20 protein-coding genes are annotated in these 20,955 nt (G+C 48.5%); 18 read left to right on the top strand and 2 right to left on the bottom strand.

Annotated elements, in window-relative coordinates:
- Positions 1-33: 33 nt before the first annotated feature.
- The gene (locus H5647_RS01380) at positions 34-690 is read right to left on the bottom strand and encodes an HAD family hydrolase (RefSeq protein ID WP_045860957.1); all 657 of its coding nucleotides are present in this window, start codon (positions 688-690) and stop codon (positions 34-36) included.
- A 130-nt stretch (positions 691-820) separates the two neighbouring features.
- On the opposite strand from H5647_RS01380, the gene H5647_RS01375 reads away from it, so the two are divergent.
- The 11 genes from H5647_RS01375 (at position 821) to H5647_RS01325 (ending at position 12,310) form a co-directional block, all read left to right on the top strand.
- A complete protein-coding gene (locus tag H5647_RS01375; protein WP_052691803.1) occupies positions 821-1,615 on the top strand; it encodes an ATP-dependent zinc protease family protein in 795 nt (264 codons plus the stop codon).
- 27 nt (positions 1,616-1,642) lie between these two features.
- The gene (locus H5647_RS01370; protein ID WP_236074729.1) at positions 1,643-3,175 is read left to right on the top strand and encodes an inactive transglutaminase family protein; all 1,533 of its coding nucleotides are present in this window, start codon (positions 1,643-1,645) and stop codon (positions 3,173-3,175) included.
- Positions 3,176-3,180: 5 nt separating this feature from the next.
- Positions 3,181-4,158: an alpha-L-glutamate ligase-like protein gene (locus H5647_RS01365; RefSeq protein WP_121495404.1), complete on the top strand. Its 978-nt coding sequence runs from the start codon at positions 3,181-3,183 to the stop codon at positions 4,156-4,158.
- A 214-nt stretch (positions 4,159-4,372) separates the two neighbouring features.
- Positions 4,373-5,629, top strand: coding sequence for a glutamate-5-semialdehyde dehydrogenase (locus H5647_RS01360; RefSeq protein WP_045855717.1), 1,257 nt, complete (start codon positions 4,373-4,375; stop codon positions 5,627-5,629).
- Positions 5,622-6,281 (top strand): nicotinate-nucleotide adenylyltransferase, encoded by a 660-nt coding sequence (gene nadD / locus H5647_RS01355; RefSeq protein WP_052691802.1) that lies wholly within the window; start codon positions 5,622-5,624, stop codon positions 6,279-6,281. The genes H5647_RS01360 and nadD overlap by 8 nt, the downstream gene beginning before the upstream one ends.
- Before the next feature lie 50 nt (positions 6,282-6,331).
- A complete protein-coding gene (gene rsfS / locus H5647_RS01350; protein WP_045855715.1) occupies positions 6,332-6,679 on the top strand; it encodes a ribosome silencing factor in 348 nt (115 codons plus the stop codon).
- 39 nt (positions 6,680-6,718) lie between these two features.
- Positions 6,719-7,162 carry a 23S rRNA (pseudouridine(1915)-N(3))-methyltransferase RlmH gene (rlmH, locus tag H5647_RS01345; protein WP_408034012.1) on the top strand — a complete coding sequence of 148 codons (444 nt, stop codon included), beginning with the start codon at positions 6,719-6,721 and terminating at the stop codon, positions 7,160-7,162.
- 55 nt (positions 7,163-7,217) lie between these two features.
- A complete protein-coding gene (mrdA, locus tag H5647_RS01340) occupies positions 7,218-9,116 on the top strand; it encodes a penicillin-binding protein 2 (protein WP_045855710.1) in 1,899 nt (632 codons plus the stop codon).
- The gene (gene rodA, locus H5647_RS01335) at positions 9,113-10,261 is read left to right on the top strand and encodes a rod shape-determining protein RodA (protein ID WP_045855708.1); all 1,149 of its coding nucleotides are present in this window, start codon (positions 9,113-9,115) and stop codon (positions 10,259-10,261) included. Before mrdA ends, rodA begins: the two co-directional genes overlap by 4 nt.
- Positions 10,262-10,298: 37 nt before the next feature.
- Complete coding sequence (gene mltB, locus H5647_RS01330; protein WP_121495340.1) at positions 10,299-11,321, top strand: lytic murein transglycosylase B; 1,023 nt, start codon at positions 10,299-10,301, stop codon at positions 11,319-11,321.
- A 170-nt stretch (positions 11,322-11,491) separates the two neighbouring features.
- Positions 11,492-12,310 carry a septal ring lytic transglycosylase RlpA family protein gene (locus H5647_RS01325; protein ID WP_200911620.1) on the top strand — a complete coding sequence of 273 codons (819 nt, stop codon included), beginning with the start codon at positions 11,492-11,494 and terminating at the stop codon, positions 12,308-12,310.
- Between the two features lie 26 nt (positions 12,311-12,336).
- Here H5647_RS01325 and H5647_RS01320 read toward each other — a convergent pair whose 3' ends face one another.
- Entirely contained in the window at positions 12,337-13,434 is a 1,098-nt protein-coding gene (locus H5647_RS01320) for a GGDEF domain-containing protein (RefSeq protein ID WP_052691801.1), read from the bottom strand.
- 267 nt (positions 13,435-13,701) lie between these two features.
- Between H5647_RS01320 and H5647_RS01315 the strand changes: the two genes are divergently transcribed.
- The 7 genes from H5647_RS01315 to rimO all read left to right on the top strand — a co-directional run bounded on the left by H5647_RS01315 (position 13,702) and on the right by rimO (position 20,900).
- Positions 13,702-15,519 carry a glycoside hydrolase family 9 protein gene (locus H5647_RS01315; RefSeq protein ID WP_236074727.1) on the top strand — a complete coding sequence of 606 codons (1,818 nt, stop codon included), beginning with the start codon at positions 13,702-13,704 and terminating at the stop codon, positions 15,517-15,519.
- Between the two features lie 150 nt (positions 15,520-15,669).
- Complete coding sequence (locus H5647_RS01310; protein ID WP_045855705.1) at positions 15,670-16,848, top strand: D-alanyl-D-alanine carboxypeptidase family protein; 1,179 nt, start codon at positions 15,670-15,672, stop codon at positions 16,846-16,848.
- A 5-nt stretch (positions 16,849-16,853) separates the two neighbouring features.
- Positions 16,854-17,132 (top strand): YbeD family protein, encoded by a 279-nt coding sequence (locus tag H5647_RS01305; RefSeq protein ID WP_045855703.1) that lies wholly within the window; start codon positions 16,854-16,856, stop codon positions 17,130-17,132.
- A gap of 31 nt (positions 17,133-17,163) precedes the next feature.
- On the top strand, positions 17,164-17,799 hold the full coding sequence (gene lipB / locus H5647_RS01300; RefSeq protein WP_045855701.1) for a lipoyl(octanoyl) transferase LipB: 636 nt from the start codon (positions 17,164-17,166) through the stop codon (positions 17,797-17,799).
- Between the two features lie 37 nt (positions 17,800-17,836).
- Positions 17,837-18,895: a lipoyl synthase gene (gene lipA, locus H5647_RS01295; RefSeq protein WP_236074726.1), complete on the top strand. Its 1,059-nt coding sequence runs from the start codon at positions 17,837-17,839 to the stop codon at positions 18,893-18,895.
- 2 nt (positions 18,896-18,897) lie between these two features.
- Complete coding sequence (locus H5647_RS01290; protein WP_045855700.1) at positions 18,898-19,464, top strand: GNAT family N-acetyltransferase; 567 nt, start codon at positions 18,898-18,900, stop codon at positions 19,462-19,464.
- A gap of 110 nt (positions 19,465-19,574) precedes the next feature.
- Positions 19,575-20,900 carry a 30S ribosomal protein S12 methylthiotransferase RimO gene (gene rimO, locus H5647_RS01285; protein ID WP_045855698.1) on the top strand — a complete coding sequence of 442 codons (1,326 nt, stop codon included), beginning with the start codon at positions 19,575-19,577 and terminating at the stop codon, positions 20,898-20,900.
- Positions 20,901-20,955: the final 55 nt, after the last annotated feature.

Raw genomic sequence — 20,955 nt, 5'->3', positions numbered from 1 at the left:
TGCTGGCTGAACTGGTGCTGAACTGTTATAGCTTCATAATGAAAGTGCGAGGTCCACCGCTTCCATTAAGTTGGCCACTTGCCAGCGGGCCTTGGAGAGATCTTGGCTGTCTGAAAATTCGTTTTCTACAGCGATACAGGCTATGCCGGCGGCAACAGCCGATTGAACGCCGGTACTGCTATCTTCTATGGCGATGCAATGCTCAGGTTTCACCCCAAGCTGCTGGGCGGTTTGCTTGTAGGTATCGGCCGCGGGCTTGGTGTTAGTGACATCATCACGGGTGGTGACAACGGAGAAATACTCTGCTAGCTGGTGCGAGGCAATTGAGCCTCCCGCTTCCGATCGGCTGGCGCCTGTTGCCATTCCCATTTTTAAGCCGGCTTGTCGGCATTTGTCTAGAGCGGCGCGTGCATTCGGCATTAATGGGAAAGAATTATGCTCCAGCCACACGGCTAATCGCTTTCGGTTGATCTCGTACAATTGTTCTGGATTCAGGTTGAGTGAATATTGTTGTACGATGACTTCGGCGTTCGTGAGTGTGGGTACACCACAGTGATGAGCGAGGTATTCTTGTTTGCTGAATGAAATTCCGTGGTCTTCTTTTAATAGGTCTTGCCAAATTGAGCAGTGAATTCCCTCTGAGTCTACGAGGGTGCCATCATGATCGAAGATAATTGCGGTAATTGCCAAAGTGGGCTCCTGAATCTCTGGGTGTGAGGTGTTTTTCTCAGTAATATAAATAGACGCTGCTAAGATAGCGGCCCAATAATGCGCGACATTGTAACAATAGTTATAGGAAGACTTGCACAAAGAGCCGCACATGAGTGCTGCCACAATGAGCTTATTAAACCTTATGAGTCGAGTTATACCAGCTCTTTTGTTGTTATTGTCGGTTTTATTACTGGCCAGCTGCGGGCACCTGTTTCCCCCGTCTAAAATACCGCTCGAGCAAAAAACGTTGCAGGAGCAGCTAGCGCTGCTGGAATCCCAGCGCATTCAGCTGCAAACATTAGCCCTAGCGCAAGAGGATTTAATGGCGCAGCTGGGTGATTTACAGGCGCAATTAAACGATATTCATACCGTTGTCACGAGTCGAGATGAACCTTTCGCGCCCGAGACTCATTGGGCTGAGCCCGTCTTAACCTCGATCGAAAGTGAACACATTCAACCCGAGATGCCTGCTCAGGGTAAAGTGGTGGTTGGGCGAGTTGAATGGGTTTGGCTCGATTTGGCCGGCGCGCGTTTTAAAGCACGTATTGATACAGGGGCATCCAGTTCGTCTTTAAGTGCAACGGATATTCAGCCGTTTGAGCGTAATGGTGATAAATGGGTTCGTTTTCGTATTCCCGGTCAAGAGCCAACACTGTCTTTCGAAACGCCCTTACTTCGTTATAAAAAAATACGCCAATCTTCCGTGGAAGTGTTAGACAAGCGACCTGTCGTTAAGCTTATGGCGCGCGTGGGCGAGATTAACGAAGAGGTTGAATTTAACCTTACTGACCGTGACAGCATGCTTTACCCCGTTCTATTGGGGCGTAATTTCCTGCGTGATATCGCGATAGTGGATGTCGCACGCAAATTTACGCAGCCAAAAGTAGAGCTACTAACCCCCTAACGTAACCTTACTCTGTGGATAAAAGCCGTGAGTCGACCGCGTACGTCTGTTTTTACGATCGTCCTTCTATTGTTGGTGGTGGGTAGTCTTTTGACATGGTACCGGCATCAAATGCTGGATGTACCTTGGTTGCCAGGGGAAAAGCGCCAAGTGTGGTCGGTGGAAGCAAAAGTCGAATTCATGGCCCGTGGTGAGCCTGTTAAAGTTTCGTTGGCCATACCCGATACTCAATCTCGATATGAGCGTATTGCTGAACACACGGCTAGCCCGGGCTATGGTTTAGCGTTCGTGGGGCAAGACGATGAGCGGCGAGCGGAATGGTCGATACGCTCGGCTTGGGGGCGTCAAACACTCTACTACCGTGTTGATATGCAGTTCGACGAGTCACTCACTGTTGGTGGATCGGTGCCGTTTAAATCGCCGAACAATCACTTGCTTGGGGATGGCCCTCATGAAACGTCGGCGTTGGAATTGCTCAGTAGTGCGCTGAGTCGCTCAGCAGATAACTACACTCTTACCCGCGAGTTAATTCATGAGTTCAATCGACAGGCGCAAAGCGCGCAGTTTTTGGCGCAAAAACAACGTCGAACGACGTGGTTGGTCTCGCTGCTTCAGCATGCAGAAGTGCCCGTGCGTGAAGTGTTGAGTTTAACGCTAGAAGATGGGCGCCGCCGGCAACCGTTGAACACGTTATTGCAAGTGTATGATGGCGAAGAATACCGTTTGTTTGACCCCGAGAGTGGCCGGCAAGGTCGCTTTAAAAATCAATTACTGTGGGAATATCAATCGGGCGCTTTGCTCGATATTGTGGGTGGCTCACAGTCGCGCGTACTGTTTTCGGTGATAGAGCAGGAGGTGCCTGTTGCGCAAGTGCAGGCCGATACTAAAAATCATAATGTTGCCCTACTCAATTTCTCTATCCATAGCTTGCCCGTGGAAGAACAGGCGCTATTTAAAGGTATTTTCCTAATTCCTGTGGGTGTTCTCGTTGTAGTGTTTATGCGTATTTTTATTGGCTTGCGCACAACCGGAACGTTTATGCCTGTACTCATCGCTATCTCGTTTATTCAAACCAGTTTGTCCACGGGCATTGTGGGTTTTGTGCTCATTGTGGGTATAGGTTTAATGATTCGCAGCTACTTTTCGCGGTTGAACTTGCTCTTGGTCTCACGTATTTCGGCGGTCATAATTTCGGTGATTTCTATCATTGCGATTTTTGCTGTCTTGTCGTTTCAACTTGGGTTAAGTGAAGGATTAAAGATTACGTTCTTCCCCATGATCATATTAAGTTGGACCATAGAGCGTATGTCGATTCTATGGGAGGAAGAAGGCTCCAAAGAAGTGTTTATTCAAACAGGAGGTTCTCTGGTGGTTGCGCTGTGCGCATATAGCGTAATGATTAACGAGTTTGTACGGCACCTCACGTTCAATTTTATTGGTTTGCAGTTAGTCATAATGGCGCTCGTCATTATGTTTGGTAGTTATACGGGTTATCGGCTACTTGAATTCCGGCGTTTTCGATCGTTGAGCGTTGCGAGCCCATCAGGCAAGGAAACATAATGATGTTGGCCGCCTTGTACCGGCAGTTGAAGGCCATGCAGGCAAGTGGTGTGCTAGGCATGAATCGTAGGAACATCCGTTATATCTCTCGTTACAACGACCGTAATTTATTTCCGTTAGTCGATAATAAACTTAATACCAAGCAATTAGCGCTAGAATATTCTGTAGCCATACCTGCGCTACTGGGCGTGGTCGACAACCAGCATGATGTGTCATTGGTTGAAAAAATACTGTTGGGGCACGATTCGTTTTGTATAAAACCTGCAAAGGGCTCCGGTGGAAAGGGTATTGTGGTTATTCAGCGCCGTGAGGGTAACGTTTTTTTTCGTTCGAACGGTCAAACATTATCGTTGGTGGATTTACAGCGACATATCTCCAATATTTTAGCTGGCTTGTTTTCCTTGGGCGGTGCTGTGGATGTTGCCCTGATTGAAGCGTTGATCGAAGTGGATGATAAAATGGCCCCGTTCTCACATGAAGGGGTTCCCGATTTACGGCTAATCGTGTTTCGTGGCGTGCCTGTAATGGCGATGATGCGCCTAGCGTGCACGGCCTCACAAGGAAAGGCCAATTTACATCAGGGCGCGGTAGGTGTCGGCATTGATATTGCCACGGGGAAGGCTGTTCATGCGGTGCAATCTGATAAGCGTGTGACCCATCACCCTGATACTCATTTGAACCTTTCTACTCTTCACATCCCGTGTTGGCGAGCGCTCTTAGAATTGGGTTGTGCCTGTGCCGACATGACAGGTTTGGGCTATTTAGGCGTTGACTTGGTGGTCGATAAAACTTGTGGGCCAGCGTTGCTTGAACTGAATGCGCGGCCAGGGTTATCGATTCAAATCGCGAACGGTCAAGGGTTGGTACCGCGCTTGACGGCCGTTGAGCAGTTGGTGCGCCCTGAACGGATGAGTATTGCCGAGCGCGTAGACTTTGCGTGCAAACATTTTTCAGCTGTCGCGCCAGTTGGCTGTGCGGGTTAAGTTCGACCGCGCATTGCGGGCTCAATATGTGCGTCATTCCTACAATAGTGACACCCAACAACCTTGAATCACGGCAAAGCTGCCATTACAACCACCGTACGGCCCCAAAACCGAGGCATTTTGGTGAGAATTAGGCCGCATTGGTTTTCCTGATACCGAGCAACATAGGTATAATGGCCCGCTTAATCGTTAACCAACAAGATATTTAATTCTTATGAGTGTACAAGATTACATGGCTCAATTGGGTCGACAGGCGCGGGAAGCCTCTCGATTGATGATGGCAGCGAACTCAGGTATTAAAAACGCAGCATTACAGGCTATTGCTGTTGAAATAGACGCTGAGCGCGAAAGTATCGTGGCAGAAAATACACGTGATATGGAAAATGGTCGCATTAATGGTTTAGATGCCGCGTTATTGGACCGTTTAGAGCTTACGCCGGCAAGAATAGACGGCATGATCGAAGGCCTCCAACAGGTTTCCGCGCTGCCAGACCCTTGTGGTGAAATTACCGATTTGAAAAATATGCCTTCTGGTATACAGGTGGGCAAAATGCGCGTGCCGTTGGGCGTTGTGGGTATTATTTACGAATCTCGCCCAAATGTGACCATCGATGCCGCTAGCTTGTGTTTGAAATCGGGTAACGCCACTATTTTACGTGGCGGTAGCGAAGCCATTCATTCTAATCAAGCGATAGCAAAATGCATTAGCGCGGGCCTAGAAAAAGCTGGCTTGCCCGCGACAGCCGTCCAAGTGATCGAAACAGCGGATCGAGCCGCTGTTGGCGAACTGATTACAATGCCGCAGTTTGTTGATGTGATTGTGCCACGTGGTGGTAAGAGTTTAATCGAGCGTATTTCGAAAGAAGCTAAAGTAAGCGTTATCAAGCATTTGGACGGTATTTGCCATGTCTATATCGATGACGAAGCCGATCTGGAAAAAGCGTTTAACATAGCGCTGAACAGCAAAACCCATCGCTACGGCGTGTGTAACGCAATGGAAACACTATTGGTGTGCGAGACGGTGGCCGCTAATATTTTGCCCAAACTGGCCGAGGCTTATGCCGAAAAAGGTGTAGAGCTTCGCGGCTGTGAAAAGACTTGTAGCCTTCTTCCGGCTGCAATTGCGGCTACGGTAGAAGATTGGGCGACAGAATACTTGGCGCCGGTACTGTCCATTCGTATCGTGACCGGAATGGATGCGGCAATCGACCATATTGCGGAGTACAGCTCAGCGCATACAGAAAGTATCGTGACCGAAAATTACACCAAGGCACGCGCTTTTTTAACCCGTGTCGATTCTGCCTCAGTGATGATCAACGCTTCGACGCGTTTTGCCGATGGTTTTCAATATGGGTTGGGTGCAGAAATTGGTATTTCTACTGACAAAATTCATGCCCGTGGGCCAGTGGGTTTGGAGGGGTTAACATCGCAAAAGTGGATAGTATTAGGCAACGGAGAAATTCTTGCCTGATGCAGGCTTAGCTTTAGGTTCATCTGGGCCACTGGTGGTGTTTGGCGGTAGTTTCGACCCGGTTCATAAGGGGCATTTGCAAGCTGCCGATGAAGCCGCACAGCAATTAGGTGCGGCTAAAGTATTTTTGCTTCCCTGTCATATTCCGCCGCATAAAGGGCCGCTTATGGCTACGCCTGCTCAGCGGCTGGCGATGTTGACGCTGGCAATTGCCGACTACCCACGTTTGGCCATCGACCCATGGGAACTTGAGCAAAATAAACCTTCCTATACTGTAGATACCCTACAACGCTATCGTCGAGAGTATGGTGATATCATCAGCCTCATTTTTTTAATGGGTTGGGATTCTTTGCAAACGCTACCAAGCTGGTACCATTGGCAGAAATTGGAATCTCTTACTCATTTTGCCGTATGGGAGAGGCCGGGTTATACAGAACTTCCTCCAGCGGTATCGCAATGGCTTGCATCGCGAGAACTCAGGGCCGAGCAACTCTCGCAAAGTGCGTGTGGGGGGGTAAGTTTTATACCCACTACCGCTAACAATATTTCGTCTACGCAGTTGCGTAACGCCATATTGACTGGCGCCGAAGAGGCTTATATTCCCTCTAACGTGCGTCACTATATCAACGAACAGGGGCTTTATTCGCGTTAAGCGGGTCCCCTACCGCTCAACTTATTGAGCACAAACTATTGGAATTTTGAATGCAACCTGAATTAGCCGACATCGTACAGACCGCCCTCGAAGACTTAAAAGGGCAAAAAATTGAAAGCCTAGACGTTTCAAAGCTAAGTAACGTAATGGACACTTTCGTGATTGCTACCGGCACCTCCAACCGCCATGTGAAATCGTTGGCGAGCAATGTTGTTGAAGACGCAAAGAAAAATGGCTTTCAGCCAATAGGTGTTGAAGGTCTAGACGGCGGAGAATGGGTGTTAGTGGACTTCGGTGATATGGTGGTGCACGTGATGCTTGAGCAAACGCGATCGTTTTACGAATTAGAAAAATTGTGGTCTACAGAGCCTGCGTCCCGTCAAAACCAGCCAGAATAATCGTCGGTGAAAATCCATTTAATCAGCGTTGGAAGTAAAATGCCCAGCTGGGTCCAGCAGGGCTATTCCGAATACGCAAAGCGTATGCCGAGGGAAATGGAACCGAATCTTGTGGAACTTCCGCTCGCAAATCGTTCTAAAAATACCCGTAAGCAAACCGTTAAAGATGCCGAAGCTGAGCAAATACTCGCCGCTATCGAAAATCTACCTGGGCAAAAGTGCATTATTGCGCTAGATGTTCTGGGAAAAGGCTTAAGCACTGAAAAGCTTTCGCAGAAGATGGCCAGCTGGCAAATGGAAGGTGTTAATCCGTGTCTCATTATTGGTGGCCCAGACGGGTTAACACAAAAAGTGTTGCAGCGAGCGCACGAAAAGTGGTCGCTCTCGGGGTTAACGCTACCGCATCCTTTCGTTAGGGTGTTGTTAATGGAGCAGCTGTACCGCGCATGGACTATTTTGCAAAACCATCCGTACCACAAATAAGGCACTACAGCCTATCCACTATCTAATCATTCAAGACAGGTAGACACGCGATTTTATGATATGGGCAGGAAAAGAGCTGCACCACTTCAAAGATCATCACTACGAAGCAAGAGTATTCGGGTTTCGCCTCGCCATTAGTTTTCTGCTTGTCGTGGTTTTATTCGGCGCACTAATCGCGCGTTACTACACGCTTCAAGTGATTGATTACGATGCCTATATTACGCAATCTGATCGTAACCGTATCCATGTCCGTCCCGTCCCGCCCAATCGTGGCTTAATTTACGATACTAACGGTGAAATGCTCGCCGATAATCGTCCTACCTTTTCGCTTTCAATTGTTAAAGAGCACACGATAGACCTAGAGGCTACCATTGCAGAACTGGGCAAAATAATCAGTATTCAAGAGAGCGATCGAGACAATTTTTACAAATTGTTGCGTCAGCGACGTCGTCCATTTGAGGCTGTGCCTTTGCGGTATCGGCTGACAGAAGACGAGATTTCCAAAATTGCAGTGGATGAGTTTCGGTTAACGGGCGTAGAAATTGAAGCGCAGCTTACGCGTGCCTACCCAAAAGGCACATTATTTGCGCACACGGTTGGCTATGTTGGCCGCATAAACGAGCGGGAGTTACGCTCTTTCGATGAAGAAACTTATCGCCTTTATAGTGGCACGCACAGCCTGGGTAAAATTGGATTGGAAAAATCCTATGAAAAAATTTTGTTGGGCGAAGTGGGTAGCGAAAACATTGAGACAAATGCGCATGGTCGTGTACTGAGAAACCTCGAGTCGGTTGACCCTGTGCCAGGCCAAGATTTACAGCTGTTTTTAAACTCAGGGCTTCAGCAGGCGGCAGCTTCTGCTTTGAATGGGAGGCGTGGTGCCTTAGTCGCTATCGATGTCACGAACGGCGGAATATTGGCCATGGTCAGTGCGCCGGGCTACGATCCAAATCTATTTGTGAATGGTATTAGCCATACCGATTATCGCGCGTTGAACGAATCGCGTGATTTACCACTGTTTAATCGCACGATTCAAGGCCAATACCCTCCGGGCTCAACAATCAAACCCATGCTGGGCCTTGGTGCATTACACCATCAGGTAATTGATTTTAAAACGCATATTGACGACCCTGGTTATTATCAACTGGAAACGGACGAGCGTTTCTATCGCGATTGGAAAAAAGGCGGACATGGTCGAAGTGTTAATTTACGTCAGGCGATTATCGAATCGTGCGACACATTCTTTTATGGCATGGCGTTTCATATGGGCGTTGATCGAATGCATTCATTTGGTAGTCAATTCGGTTTGGGGGAGCGCACGGGCCTAAAGATACCCAGTGAGCGGCGAGGGTTGTGGCCTTCCAGAGAGTGGAAGAAAAAAACGCGCGGTATGCATTGGTTTCCTGGCGATAGTTTAAATGTGAGTATTGGGCAGGGCGATGTATTGGCTACACCGCTGCAATTGGCCGTAATGACGGCTACGTTAGCCTCGCGTGGTATTCATATTCAGCCACGCTTAGTGAAGAAAATTGGCGATGTTGAAACCGAAATGACAGTAGAAGATATTGTCGAGGTGGATGAAGATTATTGGGATTTCGTAATGTCGGCAATGGAAGGGGTGGTACATAGCCCACGGGGTACGGCAAGTCGAATAGGATGGGGTGCACAATATCGTATGGCCGGTAAAACCGGCACCGCGCAGGTAGTGGGTATTGCGCAAGATGCTGAGTACGATGCAGAGAAATTGGACGAGCGTAACTGGGATCACGCCCTGTATATTGGTTTTGCCCCCGTTAATAACCCTCAAATAGCAACGGCGATAATTGTCGAAAATGGTGAGCATGGCTCCAGTGCAGCAGCCCCTATCGCGCGTCTGCTGTTCGATGAATTTTTTCGCCAGTACCCCATTGGTGCCGCACAAACGCTTTCGCAGCGGGGACAGATAGAGCAATGAAAGGAGCTAACCAAGATTTTGTTCGACGATTGCCCGATTCCACTCAGCATTTTGCGCGCGTGCAGAGTGTTTGGTACCGGCTTCATATCGACCCGTTGTTATTGCTGGGGCTCTTAGTGTTGACTGCTTTCGGCCTCACCATTTTATACAGCGCAAGCGGCCAGCAAGAAGGTATGGTGCGTCGGCAGCTGGCATTTTTTGTGGTTGCTTATTGTTCCATGTTTGTGACGGCACAGCTTGATCTACAGATGATTCGTCGTTGGTCCCCATGGTTTTACGCGGCGGGTATTATTCTACTGCTTTTGATTTTTGTCGTAGGGGTAGGCGCTAAAGGTGCACAGCGCTGGCTAAGCTTGGGGTTTATGCGCTTCCAACCATCGGAAATAATGAAGCTCGCCGTGCCCATTGCTACCGCGGCTTATTTTTCGTCGCGTGCGTTACCGCCAAGCTTTAAGCATGTTGTGGCGAGCTTGCTGCTCATCGTTTTGCCTGCGGTTCTCATTTTTCGTCAGCCCGATTTGGGCACGGCTATTCTTATTTCGGCATCGGGCATTCTGGTCTTGTTCTTGGCTGGGTTGCCGTGGCGCTATATTTTGGGAAGCTTGTTTGCATTGGGGGCAAGTATTTACCCCATGTGGACGTGGGTAATGAAAGATTACCAAAAACAGCGTGTTCTTACCTTATTGGATCCAGAGGCCGATAAATTGGGCGCGGGTTGGAATATTATTCAATCGAAAACGGCAATAGGTTCGGGTGGTTTACATGGCAAAGGATTGTTTAACGGCACTCAATCACAATTAGACTTTTTGCCAGAAAGCCATACTGATTTTATTATTGCGGTTATGGCTGAAGAGTTTGGTTTGATAGGCGTATTGTTTTTAATTAGCTTATATTTACTTGTGATAGCGCGAGGGTTAATTATTGCGATACAGTCCCAGAATATGTTTGGCCGCCTATTGGCGGGAAGTATTACGCTGACATTTTTTGTGTACGTGTTTGTAAATATTGGTATGGTAGGTGGCATGCTCCCCGTGGTGGGTGTACCGTTGCCTTTGGTGAGTCTTGGTGGAACCTCGATTGTAACCTTGATGACCGGTTTTGGTTTGCTTATGGCTATTGCGACGGAAAAAAAACGCGTTAGCTAATTCTTTTTACTGCTGAATAACGAATGATGAAGTGTTTATGGTTTTTTCCTCTCCTGTGTTGAAGTTGTATCGTGTCGCTTTTTCTTTAGGGGTGTGCGCTATTTGCGTCATCAGTTTTGCCGCACGTGCGGATTACTCCTCACATGAAAAAGCGCCTGCGTTTATTCAAAAAATGGTTGAAGAGCACGGTTTTGCAAAAGAAGATGTTATCAGTTGGTTAAAAGCCGCGGAGAAAAAACAGTCTATTTTGGATGCTATTTCTCGTCCTGCTGAAAAAACTAAGCCGTGGAAAGACTACCGTAAAATTTTCCTCGGCCAAACGCGAATCGATCAGGGCGTGGAGTTTTGGAACAAAAACCAAGAAATTCTACGTCGAGCGTCCGAAACGTTAGGTGTTGATGAGCAGGTGATTGTCGCGATAATTGGCGTGGAAACACGTTACGGTCGTTATATGGGCAAATACCGTGTGCTTGATGCGTTGGCGACGTTAGGTTTTGACTATAAACCAAGATCCAAATTCTTTTCGAAAGAGCTTGAGCATTTTTTCTTGCTCGCACGTGAACAAAAACAAGACCCGCTAAGCTTAAAGGGGTCGTATGCTGGCGCTATGGGTTACGGTCAGTTTATACCCAGTAGTTACCGGCATTATGCCATCGATTTCGACAATGATGGCACAGCGGATATCTGGCAGAACCCTGTGGACGCTATCGGTAGCGTTGCCAACTACTTTAAAGAACACCGTTGGAAAAAAGGTGAAATTGTTTTCAGCCGAGCGCGAATTAATGCTGATTACGATAAATCGGCCTTGAACGAGCGCGTCCGGCCTCATTTGTCTCTGGACGAGGTAATAGCGATGGGTTTTTCGCCGGTGAATACGCAGCTTAGCGGTAACGAAAAAGTCGTGCCGTTATTGTACGAGGGGCAGCACGGTAAAGAATTTTGGTTAGGGTTTGATAACTTTTACGTCATTACGCGCTATAACCGCAGCCAGATGTACGCAATGGCGGTATGGCAGTTAAGTGAAGAGTTACGGTATACCTATGAGCGTCAGCTGCATTGAGACTGGGTTGAACGTTAAAACGAGAACGGTAGTGGCCACGAGCTAGTCACCGGTTAATCGCTATTGATTGAAAGCCGCTATTTATGAAAAAACTGCTTACACTAAATCTCCCGTGCGGGTTCTGTACTTTATTGTTTTTGGTGGCTTGCGAAGCGCCCAGCGTTTATACAATGAAGCAAGATGCCGGCCCTAGGGAATCTATGAGCGTCGATCATATTCCCGATGCGGTGCCGCGTGAAGAACCGCGCACCATTGCGGGGAATAAAAACCCTTATACGGTGAGAGGTAAAACGTATACGCTGCTTCCTTCGCCTGAAGGGTATAAATCACAGGGTATAGCGTCATGGTATGGCCGGAAGTTTCATGGGCATACCACCTCAAACGGCGAAATCTATAATATGTACGGCATGACCGCCGCGCATAAAACATTGCCTATTCCCAGTTATGTGCGTGTTACGCATCGAGAAAATGGTCGTTCTGTGATTGTTCGGGTAAATGATCGTGGTCCATTTCACGATGGCCGCATTATCGATCTAAGCTACACCGCTGCGAAAAAACTCGGCTTTGTGGACAGCGGTACTGCGCCGGTAGAAGTGGAATATATTGACCCCAGGCAATACCGCGGTGCGCCTTCGAGTTTGCCTGTACCGCCTGCCCCCCCCTCTGTTCTCACGGCGTCATTAGGTACGTCTCGTAGTAGCGGTTCACCTCAAATGCCTGCGGCACCCTCGCCCGCATATTCCGGTGGCTATGAAATTCCGGATAACACGTATTTACAGGTAGGCGCGTTTAGTTCTCGTGAGGTTGCGGAGCGTCTATTAGTGCGGTTGCAAGTGGTAACGTCTTACCCTGTAAGAATTTATACTTCTAAAGAGTCTGCCTTTTTTCGGGTACGAATAGGCCCTTTAAAAGATAGTTATGATTTATTGATGCTGCGTGAAACGCTTGCTCAGCACAACGTCCCTCAAGCGCATATCGTCTATCAGTAAGGGATTGTGGGCGACGGCCGGCATCCTTAGAGTTCGGTAGAGGTTATTCTAAAGTTATCGCCACCAGCGGTTTTAACGATCTCAAGTGCATTGTCAGCGAGTGCTAACAGCTCTTGCGGGGTAGTTGAATGCGTTGGAAAAAGTGATATTCCTATGCTCACCTTTAATTGAATAAATTCGTCACTATAGGCAATGGGATTATTTACCGTCGCCAGTATTTTGCGTGCTATGAGCCGCACTTGGTCTTCATCTGCCTGATCGGCAAAAATAGCGACAAATTCATCTCCTCCAATACGGCTCACCGTGTCGGCCGCGCGCACGATACTCGAGATGCGAGAGGCCAGGGCGCGCAGCACTCTGTCGCCGCCATCACTGCCATACTGTTGATTGATGGCCGCGAAATCATCTACATCAATCATCATTACCGCACCAATTTTAGTGTGGCGCTTACCTCTATCAAGTTCATGACGTAAGCGATCAAGCGTTACCTGCAGAACGGGTAGCCCGGTGAGGGGGTCGTATTGGCTACTCTCTGGGGCGGGGTGTGATTGGTTTGCTCGAGCAATTTGATCTTCGTAGCTGTGTTTGGCAGCCGTTAGGTAATCGGCTAACAGCGGGATAAATAACAATGAAGCAATGGTGATGGCGGCCCAGTTAATATACGCGATGCTGGGCGACATATCGGCTGAGGCTGGGATAGGTTGGTGATATTGAAAAAAACCGGCAAAAATAAAAGAGAGTATTGCCAGAACGCAGACGACAAGCGTAACGTGATTCCCGAATATAAGTACGCAAACTATTGCTGTGGCCACAAAGAGCGGCAGCCCTGCACTGGCAAGTCCAAACGACAGTAAACTCGAGGCTGAATAGCTGCAGGCAAGTAAGAGTAACCCTGCCGTTAATGTTTGAAGCGACATCTTTTCGCGAAATAGCCAGCCGGTTACCGCCAGCAGGGCAACCGCGAGATGGGCGGAGTCCACGTGCAACCAAGCCGTCGAAAAGCTATGGGCAAATCCTAGAACAATGATAGCCGTGAGAGCCAACATCGAACGAGCGATGAGCTGATGCTTTTGTTGAGTCAGGGTTCTATCTAGATCTTTCAGCCGTTTCGCGGTTGTGGTCATTCAATTGCGTCTTAATAGTCGATGAAGAGCGGCAGCGTTTTTGCAGATGTTGGTTGCAATTATTAACGGGTAGGCGCAATCATAAGTTTGGTCGGTTATATCCAGTATAGATCCCCTTTTCGCGCATGAAATAATCTTGTCTTTTATAGATGCACGAAGCGACGTGTGGGCGATTGGGTAGGCCCAAGAGTGACGGCTAGGTAAAATTGAGTGGCGTGATCGCGGTAAGATGGCGTCTTAAACAATGTGAAAAGGTTGAGGTCTCAGATGATGATAACAATAAAACAGTTAGGCCCTTTGGCGGCAATGGTGTCGCTTTTAATGATTGGCTGTGGTGGTTCGTCTGGAGGCACTACCTCTAGTAGCGCGAGTTCTAGCAGTTCTAGCTCCAGCTCCAGTAGCAGTGAGTCGAGCGTGTCCAGCGAAAGCTCTAGTAGTTCGAGTGAGAGTTCTAGTAGTGCTAGCTCTGAAAGCACTGTGCGAATCAAGCTCAACCAAGTGGGTTACTTACCAGTAGGCCAAAAAATTGCCGTGGTGCCAGAGGTAGCCGCAACGACCTTTAGCTTGATGAACGCGGCCAATGAAAGTGTATTTACCGCTGATTTGTCCGCCGCCAGCGTATGGCAACCTGCAGGAGATTCGGTAAAAGCGGCCGATTTCTCCCATTTTACCACGGCGGGACAATATCGCATTGTGGTGGCGGGTGTTGCCGATTCAGATGTGTTCAGTATTAGTAATGACGTGTACAGCGAATTACACGATGCCACGATTAAGGCGTATTACTTCAATCGGGCGAGCACCGCGTTATTAGCGCAGCATGCTGATGAGTGGGCGCGTGCCGAAGGGCATCCCGACACCAGTGTTCGTATCCATGCGTCGGCGGCCTCAGCCGAGCGCCCCACCAATACGGTTATTTCGGCCCCCAAAGGGTGGTATGACGCTGGTGATTACAATAAGTATATTGTGAACTCCGGCATTTCAACTTACACCTTGTTAGCCGCGTATGAACATTTCCCTGAATTTTATAATAACCGTGACTGGAATATTCCTGAATCGGGTAACGATCTACCCGATTTACTGGATGAAATTGTGTGGAATTTAGACTGGATGGAGGCCATGCAAGATCCAAACGACGGGGGTGTCTACCATAAGCTCACCACGTTGAATTTTGAGGGCGCAGTAATGCCAGAAAACGCGACGTCTCAGCGTTATGTCGTCTCAAAAGGTACCGCAGCAGCGTTGAATTTCGCGGCCGTTATGGCCACAGCGAGTCGTGTATTCGCGGATATAGATGCACCGAAATCAGCCTCTTACCAAGCCGCCGCCGTCGCTGCTTGGGATTGGGCTGAAGCCAACCCCGACGAGACCTACAGCAATCCAAGTGGCGTGAATACTGGTGAGTACGGCGACGGAAGTTTAGGTGATGAATTTGCGTGGGCAGCAGCCGAGCTATTTATTACAACGGGCGATAACGCATATCTCACGGAATTTCTTGACCAAAACGCCGGTAACGGTGTGCCGGGTTGGAATTATGTTGCGCCATTGGCGTATATGTCGCTAGTTTTCCACAGTGAAGATAATGTTAGCGCTAGCCAATATAGCAATTTTGAAAACAAACTTATCGAAACTGCCGACGGCCTTGCGTCAACCTACGCTGCTTCTATCTACAAAGTGTCGATGACTGATTTTTACTGGGGTAGTAACGGTGTTGCCTTAAATCAGGCGATGATGCTCGTACAAGCGTGGCGTATGACAGGTACGGAAAGCTACCGGAATGCGGCACTTGGCCTAGTCGACTACGCCCTAGGCAAAAACCCAACCGATTATTCCTACGTGACAGGCTATGGTGCGCGACCTCCAATGGAGATTCATCATCGCCAATCCTATGCTGATGTAATTGCAGAGCCGGTACCTGGTTTTCTTGCGGGCGGTCCAAATCCTGGGCAGCAGGATGGGTGCACGTACCCCTCTGACGAACCTGCAAAATCCTACGTCGATAGTTGGTGCAGTTACGCATCCAACGAAATTACCATTAACTGGAATGCGCCTTTGGTCTATGTATTAGCGGCGATGCAAGCACTCTAAGCCTATTGATGGCTATTAAGTTCTAAGCACCCCGCATATTTAGCGGGGCGCTTACTCGGGTTTTTTTCATAAAACTGATACAATCGCGGCACTTTGCTGGGATTCCCACCTCTAAACAGCCTCTTACTTATTAAGGTCATAGTCGAAACAATGCGATTTTTGCTTCCGCGTGCTGCCCTCTATTTGCAAAACATAGCGCTTTTTGTACTCTTATGTGCCCCTCAAGCGTTTGCTTCTCAGGTCATTATTCCTGCGCCGCCACAACTTGCGGCAACGGCGTTTCTATTAATTGATGCTGATACGGGCAAGGTGATTGTCGAGCATAACGCGGATCAAGCATTACCTCCTGCCAGTTTAACGAAGATGATGACTAGCTATATTGTGTCAGAAGAGATCGCCACTGGGCGGCTTAAAGATACAGATCTAGTGCGTGTCAGTGACGATGCATGGCGTCGTGGCGGTACCAAAAGTGGTAGCTCCACCATGTTTCTCGAGGCACGAAGCGAAGTGCCGGTTATCGATCTGCTACGCGGTGTGATTATTCAATCTGGCAACGATGCTTCAATTGCTCTCGCACAGCACATTGCTGGTAGTGAAGAAGCCTTTGCCGATGTGATGAACCAGCAAGCGCAATTGTTGGGTATGACCAATACACATTTCCGGAATGCGACCGGCTGGCCTGCTGAAGGCCACATGACGACTGCTCGTGATCTATCCTTATTGGCGCAGGCCCTCATTAACGATCACCCAGAACATTACTCTCTTTATTCTGAGCGTTATTTTAAACATAACGGTATTAATCAGCCTAACCGCAACAAATTACTGTTTACCAACAAATATGTAGATGGTTTAAAAACGGGTCATACTGAAGAGGCGGGTTACTGTCTCGTGGCGTCATCGGTACGTCAGAATATGCGTTTAATTTCCGTTGTAATGGGCGCCCGCTCCGAAGCTTCGCGAGCGGCAGAGTCACAAAAATTATTAGCCTACGGTTTTCGTTACTATCAAACGCATAAATTGTATAGCGCAGGCGACATACTCGGTAATACGCGAGTGTGGGGTGGGGATCCCGAACGTTTAGATCTCACCATTGCGCAGGATATTTATGCCACCATCCCGCGCGGCGCTCAAGATAATGTTAAAGCTGAAATTGAAATAGAGCGTGAACGCGAAGCCCCAGTGGCTAAGGGTGCGGTACTTGGCCGTTTAAGCGTTATGTTGGAGGGCGCACTCATCGCTGAAACCGATTTAGTCGCTGCGAGCGAAATTGCCGAAGCGGGCCTTCTCGATTACCTATGGGATTCCATAGAACGGTTATTTGTAGAGTAATTGCCATGAATAACACCACTCAAGAGCCACCTAAAATTGAGTTTCCTTGTCCGGATTACCCGATAAAATCTATGGGTGAAGCGACAGCAAGTTACCGTGAAGCGGTATTAAATATCATGGAAAAGCACGCTCCAGGTTTCGACATTAATCGAGTCTCTGTACGTGATAGCCGAAAAGGAACCTTTCAATCGGTGACCGTATTTATTACCGCAACGGGCGTAGAGCAATTACAATCCATATTCGATGATTTGAAAAAACTACCCGAAACCAAAATGGTACTCTAGCTTCGGTTATAGGCCTCCTTCGTTGTTTGCTATGAGCGCTACTTCCAATTCGTTTGTCATTCGCCGTTTAGGGTTGCAGCCCTACGGCACCGTTTGGCAGCAAATGCGCGATTTTACTGATGCTCGCACGGAGAATACGGCCGACGAGATATGGCTGGTGGAACACTCGCCCGTCTACACTCAAGGGCAAGCGGGCAAACCCGAACACCTGCTTAACCCGCAGAATATTCCCGTAGTGTCCAGTGATCGTGGTGGGCAAGTTACGTATCACGGCCCAGGGCAGCTAGTGGTATACCCACTGCTCAACCTGCGGCGTCGCAAGCTAGGTGTACGCGACCTTGTCACCTGCATAGAGCAAGCCGTTATTCGGTATTTAGCCGGCCATGACATAGCGGCGGTGGCGAAAGCCGATGCTCCAGGGGTGTACGTACAGAGTAAAAAAATAGCGTCGCTGGGTTTACGTGTGCGCAAAGGCTGTAGTTATCACGGTGTAGCGCTGAACGTTGATATGGATCTGGCGCCGTTTTTAAATATTAACCCTTGTGGGTATCAAGGGTTAGAAATGACGCAACTCAGCGAGTGGGTTGCCGAGCCGCTCCAATACCACGAAGTAGAAACGCATTTTTTACGCACATTAATTGAACTGTTACAACAGCACCCACAGTAAAGTCTGGCTCCAAAAGGGCAGGCAAAGAGATGAAAGAATGAGCGATACCACTGACATTAATCCGAACACTGCCGCCCAAAGTGGCGTTGATTTGGCTTACGCAGCCACAGAAGAAACGGCCAGTAATACACTCGAGCCGGTAAAACGTACTCGCCGCCTTCAGCAAGGCGAAAAATTACGGGATGCCGATAAGGTCGAGCGTATTCCCGTAAAAGTGATAGCCAGTGATAGCATGCTGCGCAAACCAGATTGGATACGCATTAAGGTCAGCACGTCTCCAGAAGTGGATCGCATTAAAAAATTACTCCGTAAAAACTCGCTATCAACGGTGTGTGAAGAGGCTAACTGCCCGAATTTGGGTGAATGTTTCAGTGGTGGTACGGCCACCTTTATGATTATGGGTGATATTTGTACGCGTCGTTGCCCCTTTTGCGATGTTGGCCACGGCAAACCGAATGCACTCGATACAGGTGAACCTAAAAAATTGGCCGAAGCCATTGCCGACATGCGGTTGAAATACGTGGTTATTACCTCGGTTGACCGTGATGATTTGCGTGACGGTGGCGCACAGCACTTTGCGGATTGTATTCGCGAGTCGCGTCTACTGTCGCCGAATTTACAGGTCGAAATCCTTACACCCGATTTTCGTGGTCGTATGGACATCGCGCTGGATATTCTCGAGCAAACCCCGCCAGATGTCTTTAACCATAACCTCGAAACCGTCCCTCGTTTGTATCGCCAGTCTCGCCCTGGGGCAAACTATAAATGGTCGCTCGAACTGCTGCAAAAATACAAAGCCCGACAACCGAATGTCTTAACTAAATCCGGTTTAATGGTGGGTTTGGGTGAAACCAAAGAAGAAATTATTGATGTGCTTAAAGATATGCGCGACCACGATATCGATATGCTCACCATCGGACAATACCTTCAGCCCTCGCGAGATCATTTACCGGTATCACGCTATGTTGAACCCGCGGAATTTGATGAGTACACGGCCGTAGCAAAAGAGTTAGGTTTTGTTCGAGCCGCTTGCGGGCCATTGGTGCGTTCGTCTTACCATGCCGATAAACAAGCGCAGGGTGAAGTGGTTAAATAATTGTGGCAGTTACTGTATTTGAAATCGCGAATCTACGCGATTACCCCGAACATGTTTCAGAAGTAGCAGCTTGGCATCACGGTGAATGGTTGCAGGGTTATCGCATGGCAGGCAAGCATGCGTTGTTAATCGAACTCGATAAAACAGCAGATTTGCGCGAGCGAGAGCATAATTTGCGTACGCATTTTAATGCGCCTGCGGTGCCGAGTACGTTTATTGCTCTGGCTGAAACTAACGCGCCTACCCAAAAACAAGTGATAGGCTCCGTTAGTATTGTGTATTACCAGTTTTCGAAACAACGACAAGCGTCTGAGTGGATAACCAACTTATATGTAGTTGAAGCATTTCGCAATAATGGTATTGGAGAGCAGCTATTAGAGGCCATTCACCAGTACGCAGCTCAAAATGCTATAGAGAATTTAAAGTTATACACGCGGGATAAAGAAGCCTATTACCTTAAGCGTGACTGGGCGTTTAGCCACGAAGGTTTAGTTCAGGGTAATCGTGTTTCTGTACTCCATAAACGAGTGGGTGAACGATTGCCCGCACGGGTTCCTGTCAGGCCTTAACCTGTCTGCACGCACAGGTTGTGTTGATTTATGCAACGCATTAATCGCAACCGTTCTCGGCTAGATTGGATAAGACCGCGCCGTCATTGTATTTATTTATTGAGATCACTATGAGTCAAAAAAAAGTAGGCTTTGTTAGCTTAGGTTGCCCAAAGGCATTGGTAGATTCCGAACGTATCCTTACCCAATTGAAAATAGACGGTTACAACGTCGTGCCTACCTATCAAGATGCAGATCTCGTGGTGGTGAATACTTGTGGGTTTATTGATTCGGCGAAACAGGAATCGCTCGACGCCATTGGCGAAGCAATTAATGAAAACGGCAAAGTCATAGTGACAGGCTGTATGGGTAAGGGTAACGATGCCCAAATGATTAAAGAGGCCTACCCCAATGTGCTCAGTGTTACTGGCCCAGCGGCTTACGAAGAGGTGATGGGCGCTGTACATGAATTTGTGCCGCAAGAAAAACCACACAACCCGCTCGTTGATCTCGTGCCTCCGCAGGGGGTGAAATTAACCCCGCGTCACTATGCATATTTAAAAATTTCTGAAGGCTGTAATCATCGTTGTAGCTTTTGCATTATTCCTGCGATGCGTGGTGATCTTGTGAGCCGCCCCGTGGGCGAAGTATTGGACGAAGCCGAGCGTTTGGTAGCGGCGGGCACGCAAGAGCTCTTGGTTATTTCGCAAGACACCAGCGCTTACGGGGTAGATGTAAAATACCGTACCGGGTTTTGGCAGGGGCGCCCAGTAAAAACGCAGATGTTAGGCCTGTGTGCCGCCCTAAGTGAATTGGGTGTATGGGCACGTCTACATTATGTTTACCCTTACCCTCATGTGGATAATGTTATTCCGTTGATGGCCGAAGGGAAAATATTGCCGTATTTGGACATCCCGTTTCAGCACGCCAGCCCGCGTATTTTGAAAGCAATGAAACGGCCAGCACACCAAGAAAAAACCCTTGATCGAATTCGGAAGTGGCGTGAAATGTGCCCCGAACTGGTCATACGCTCCACGTTTATTGTCGGGTTTCCTGGTGAAACAGAAGACGATTTTCAAATGTTGTTAGATTGGCTACAAGAAGCGCAGCTCGATAGAGTGGGCTGCTTTCAGTATTCTCCTGTTGAAGGTGCGCCGGCGAACGAACTCGATAACCCAGTACCCGACGATGTAAAGCAAGACCGCTGGGAGCGTTTTATGCAAACCCAGCAAACTATCTCGGCCGCTCGCCTTCAAGCCCGTATAGGCACTGAAGTAGAGGTGCTTATCGACAGTACGGAAGGTGATAATGCGGTTGGCCGCAGTTACGCCGAGGCGCCCGAAATCGATGGCGTTATTATTGTAGAAGACGCCGCCCACTTAGCGCCAGGGGAAAAAGTGATGGTTAAAATTGTGGCGGCCGATGAGTATGATCTGTGGGCAGAATTGTTGGGCTAATGTATTGCTCTAAATGAGGGTATCGTAGTCTATGCTTATCAATGCGACGGCAAAT

Source organism: Teredinibacter purpureus (assembly GCF_014217335.1).
In the GTDB taxonomy this organism is placed as follows: domain Bacteria; phylum Pseudomonadota; class Gammaproteobacteria; order Pseudomonadales; family Cellvibrionaceae; genus Teredinibacter; species Teredinibacter purpureus.
Note: the sequence above shows the minus strand (reverse complement) of the source record. Positions and strands in the feature narration are given on the sequence as shown.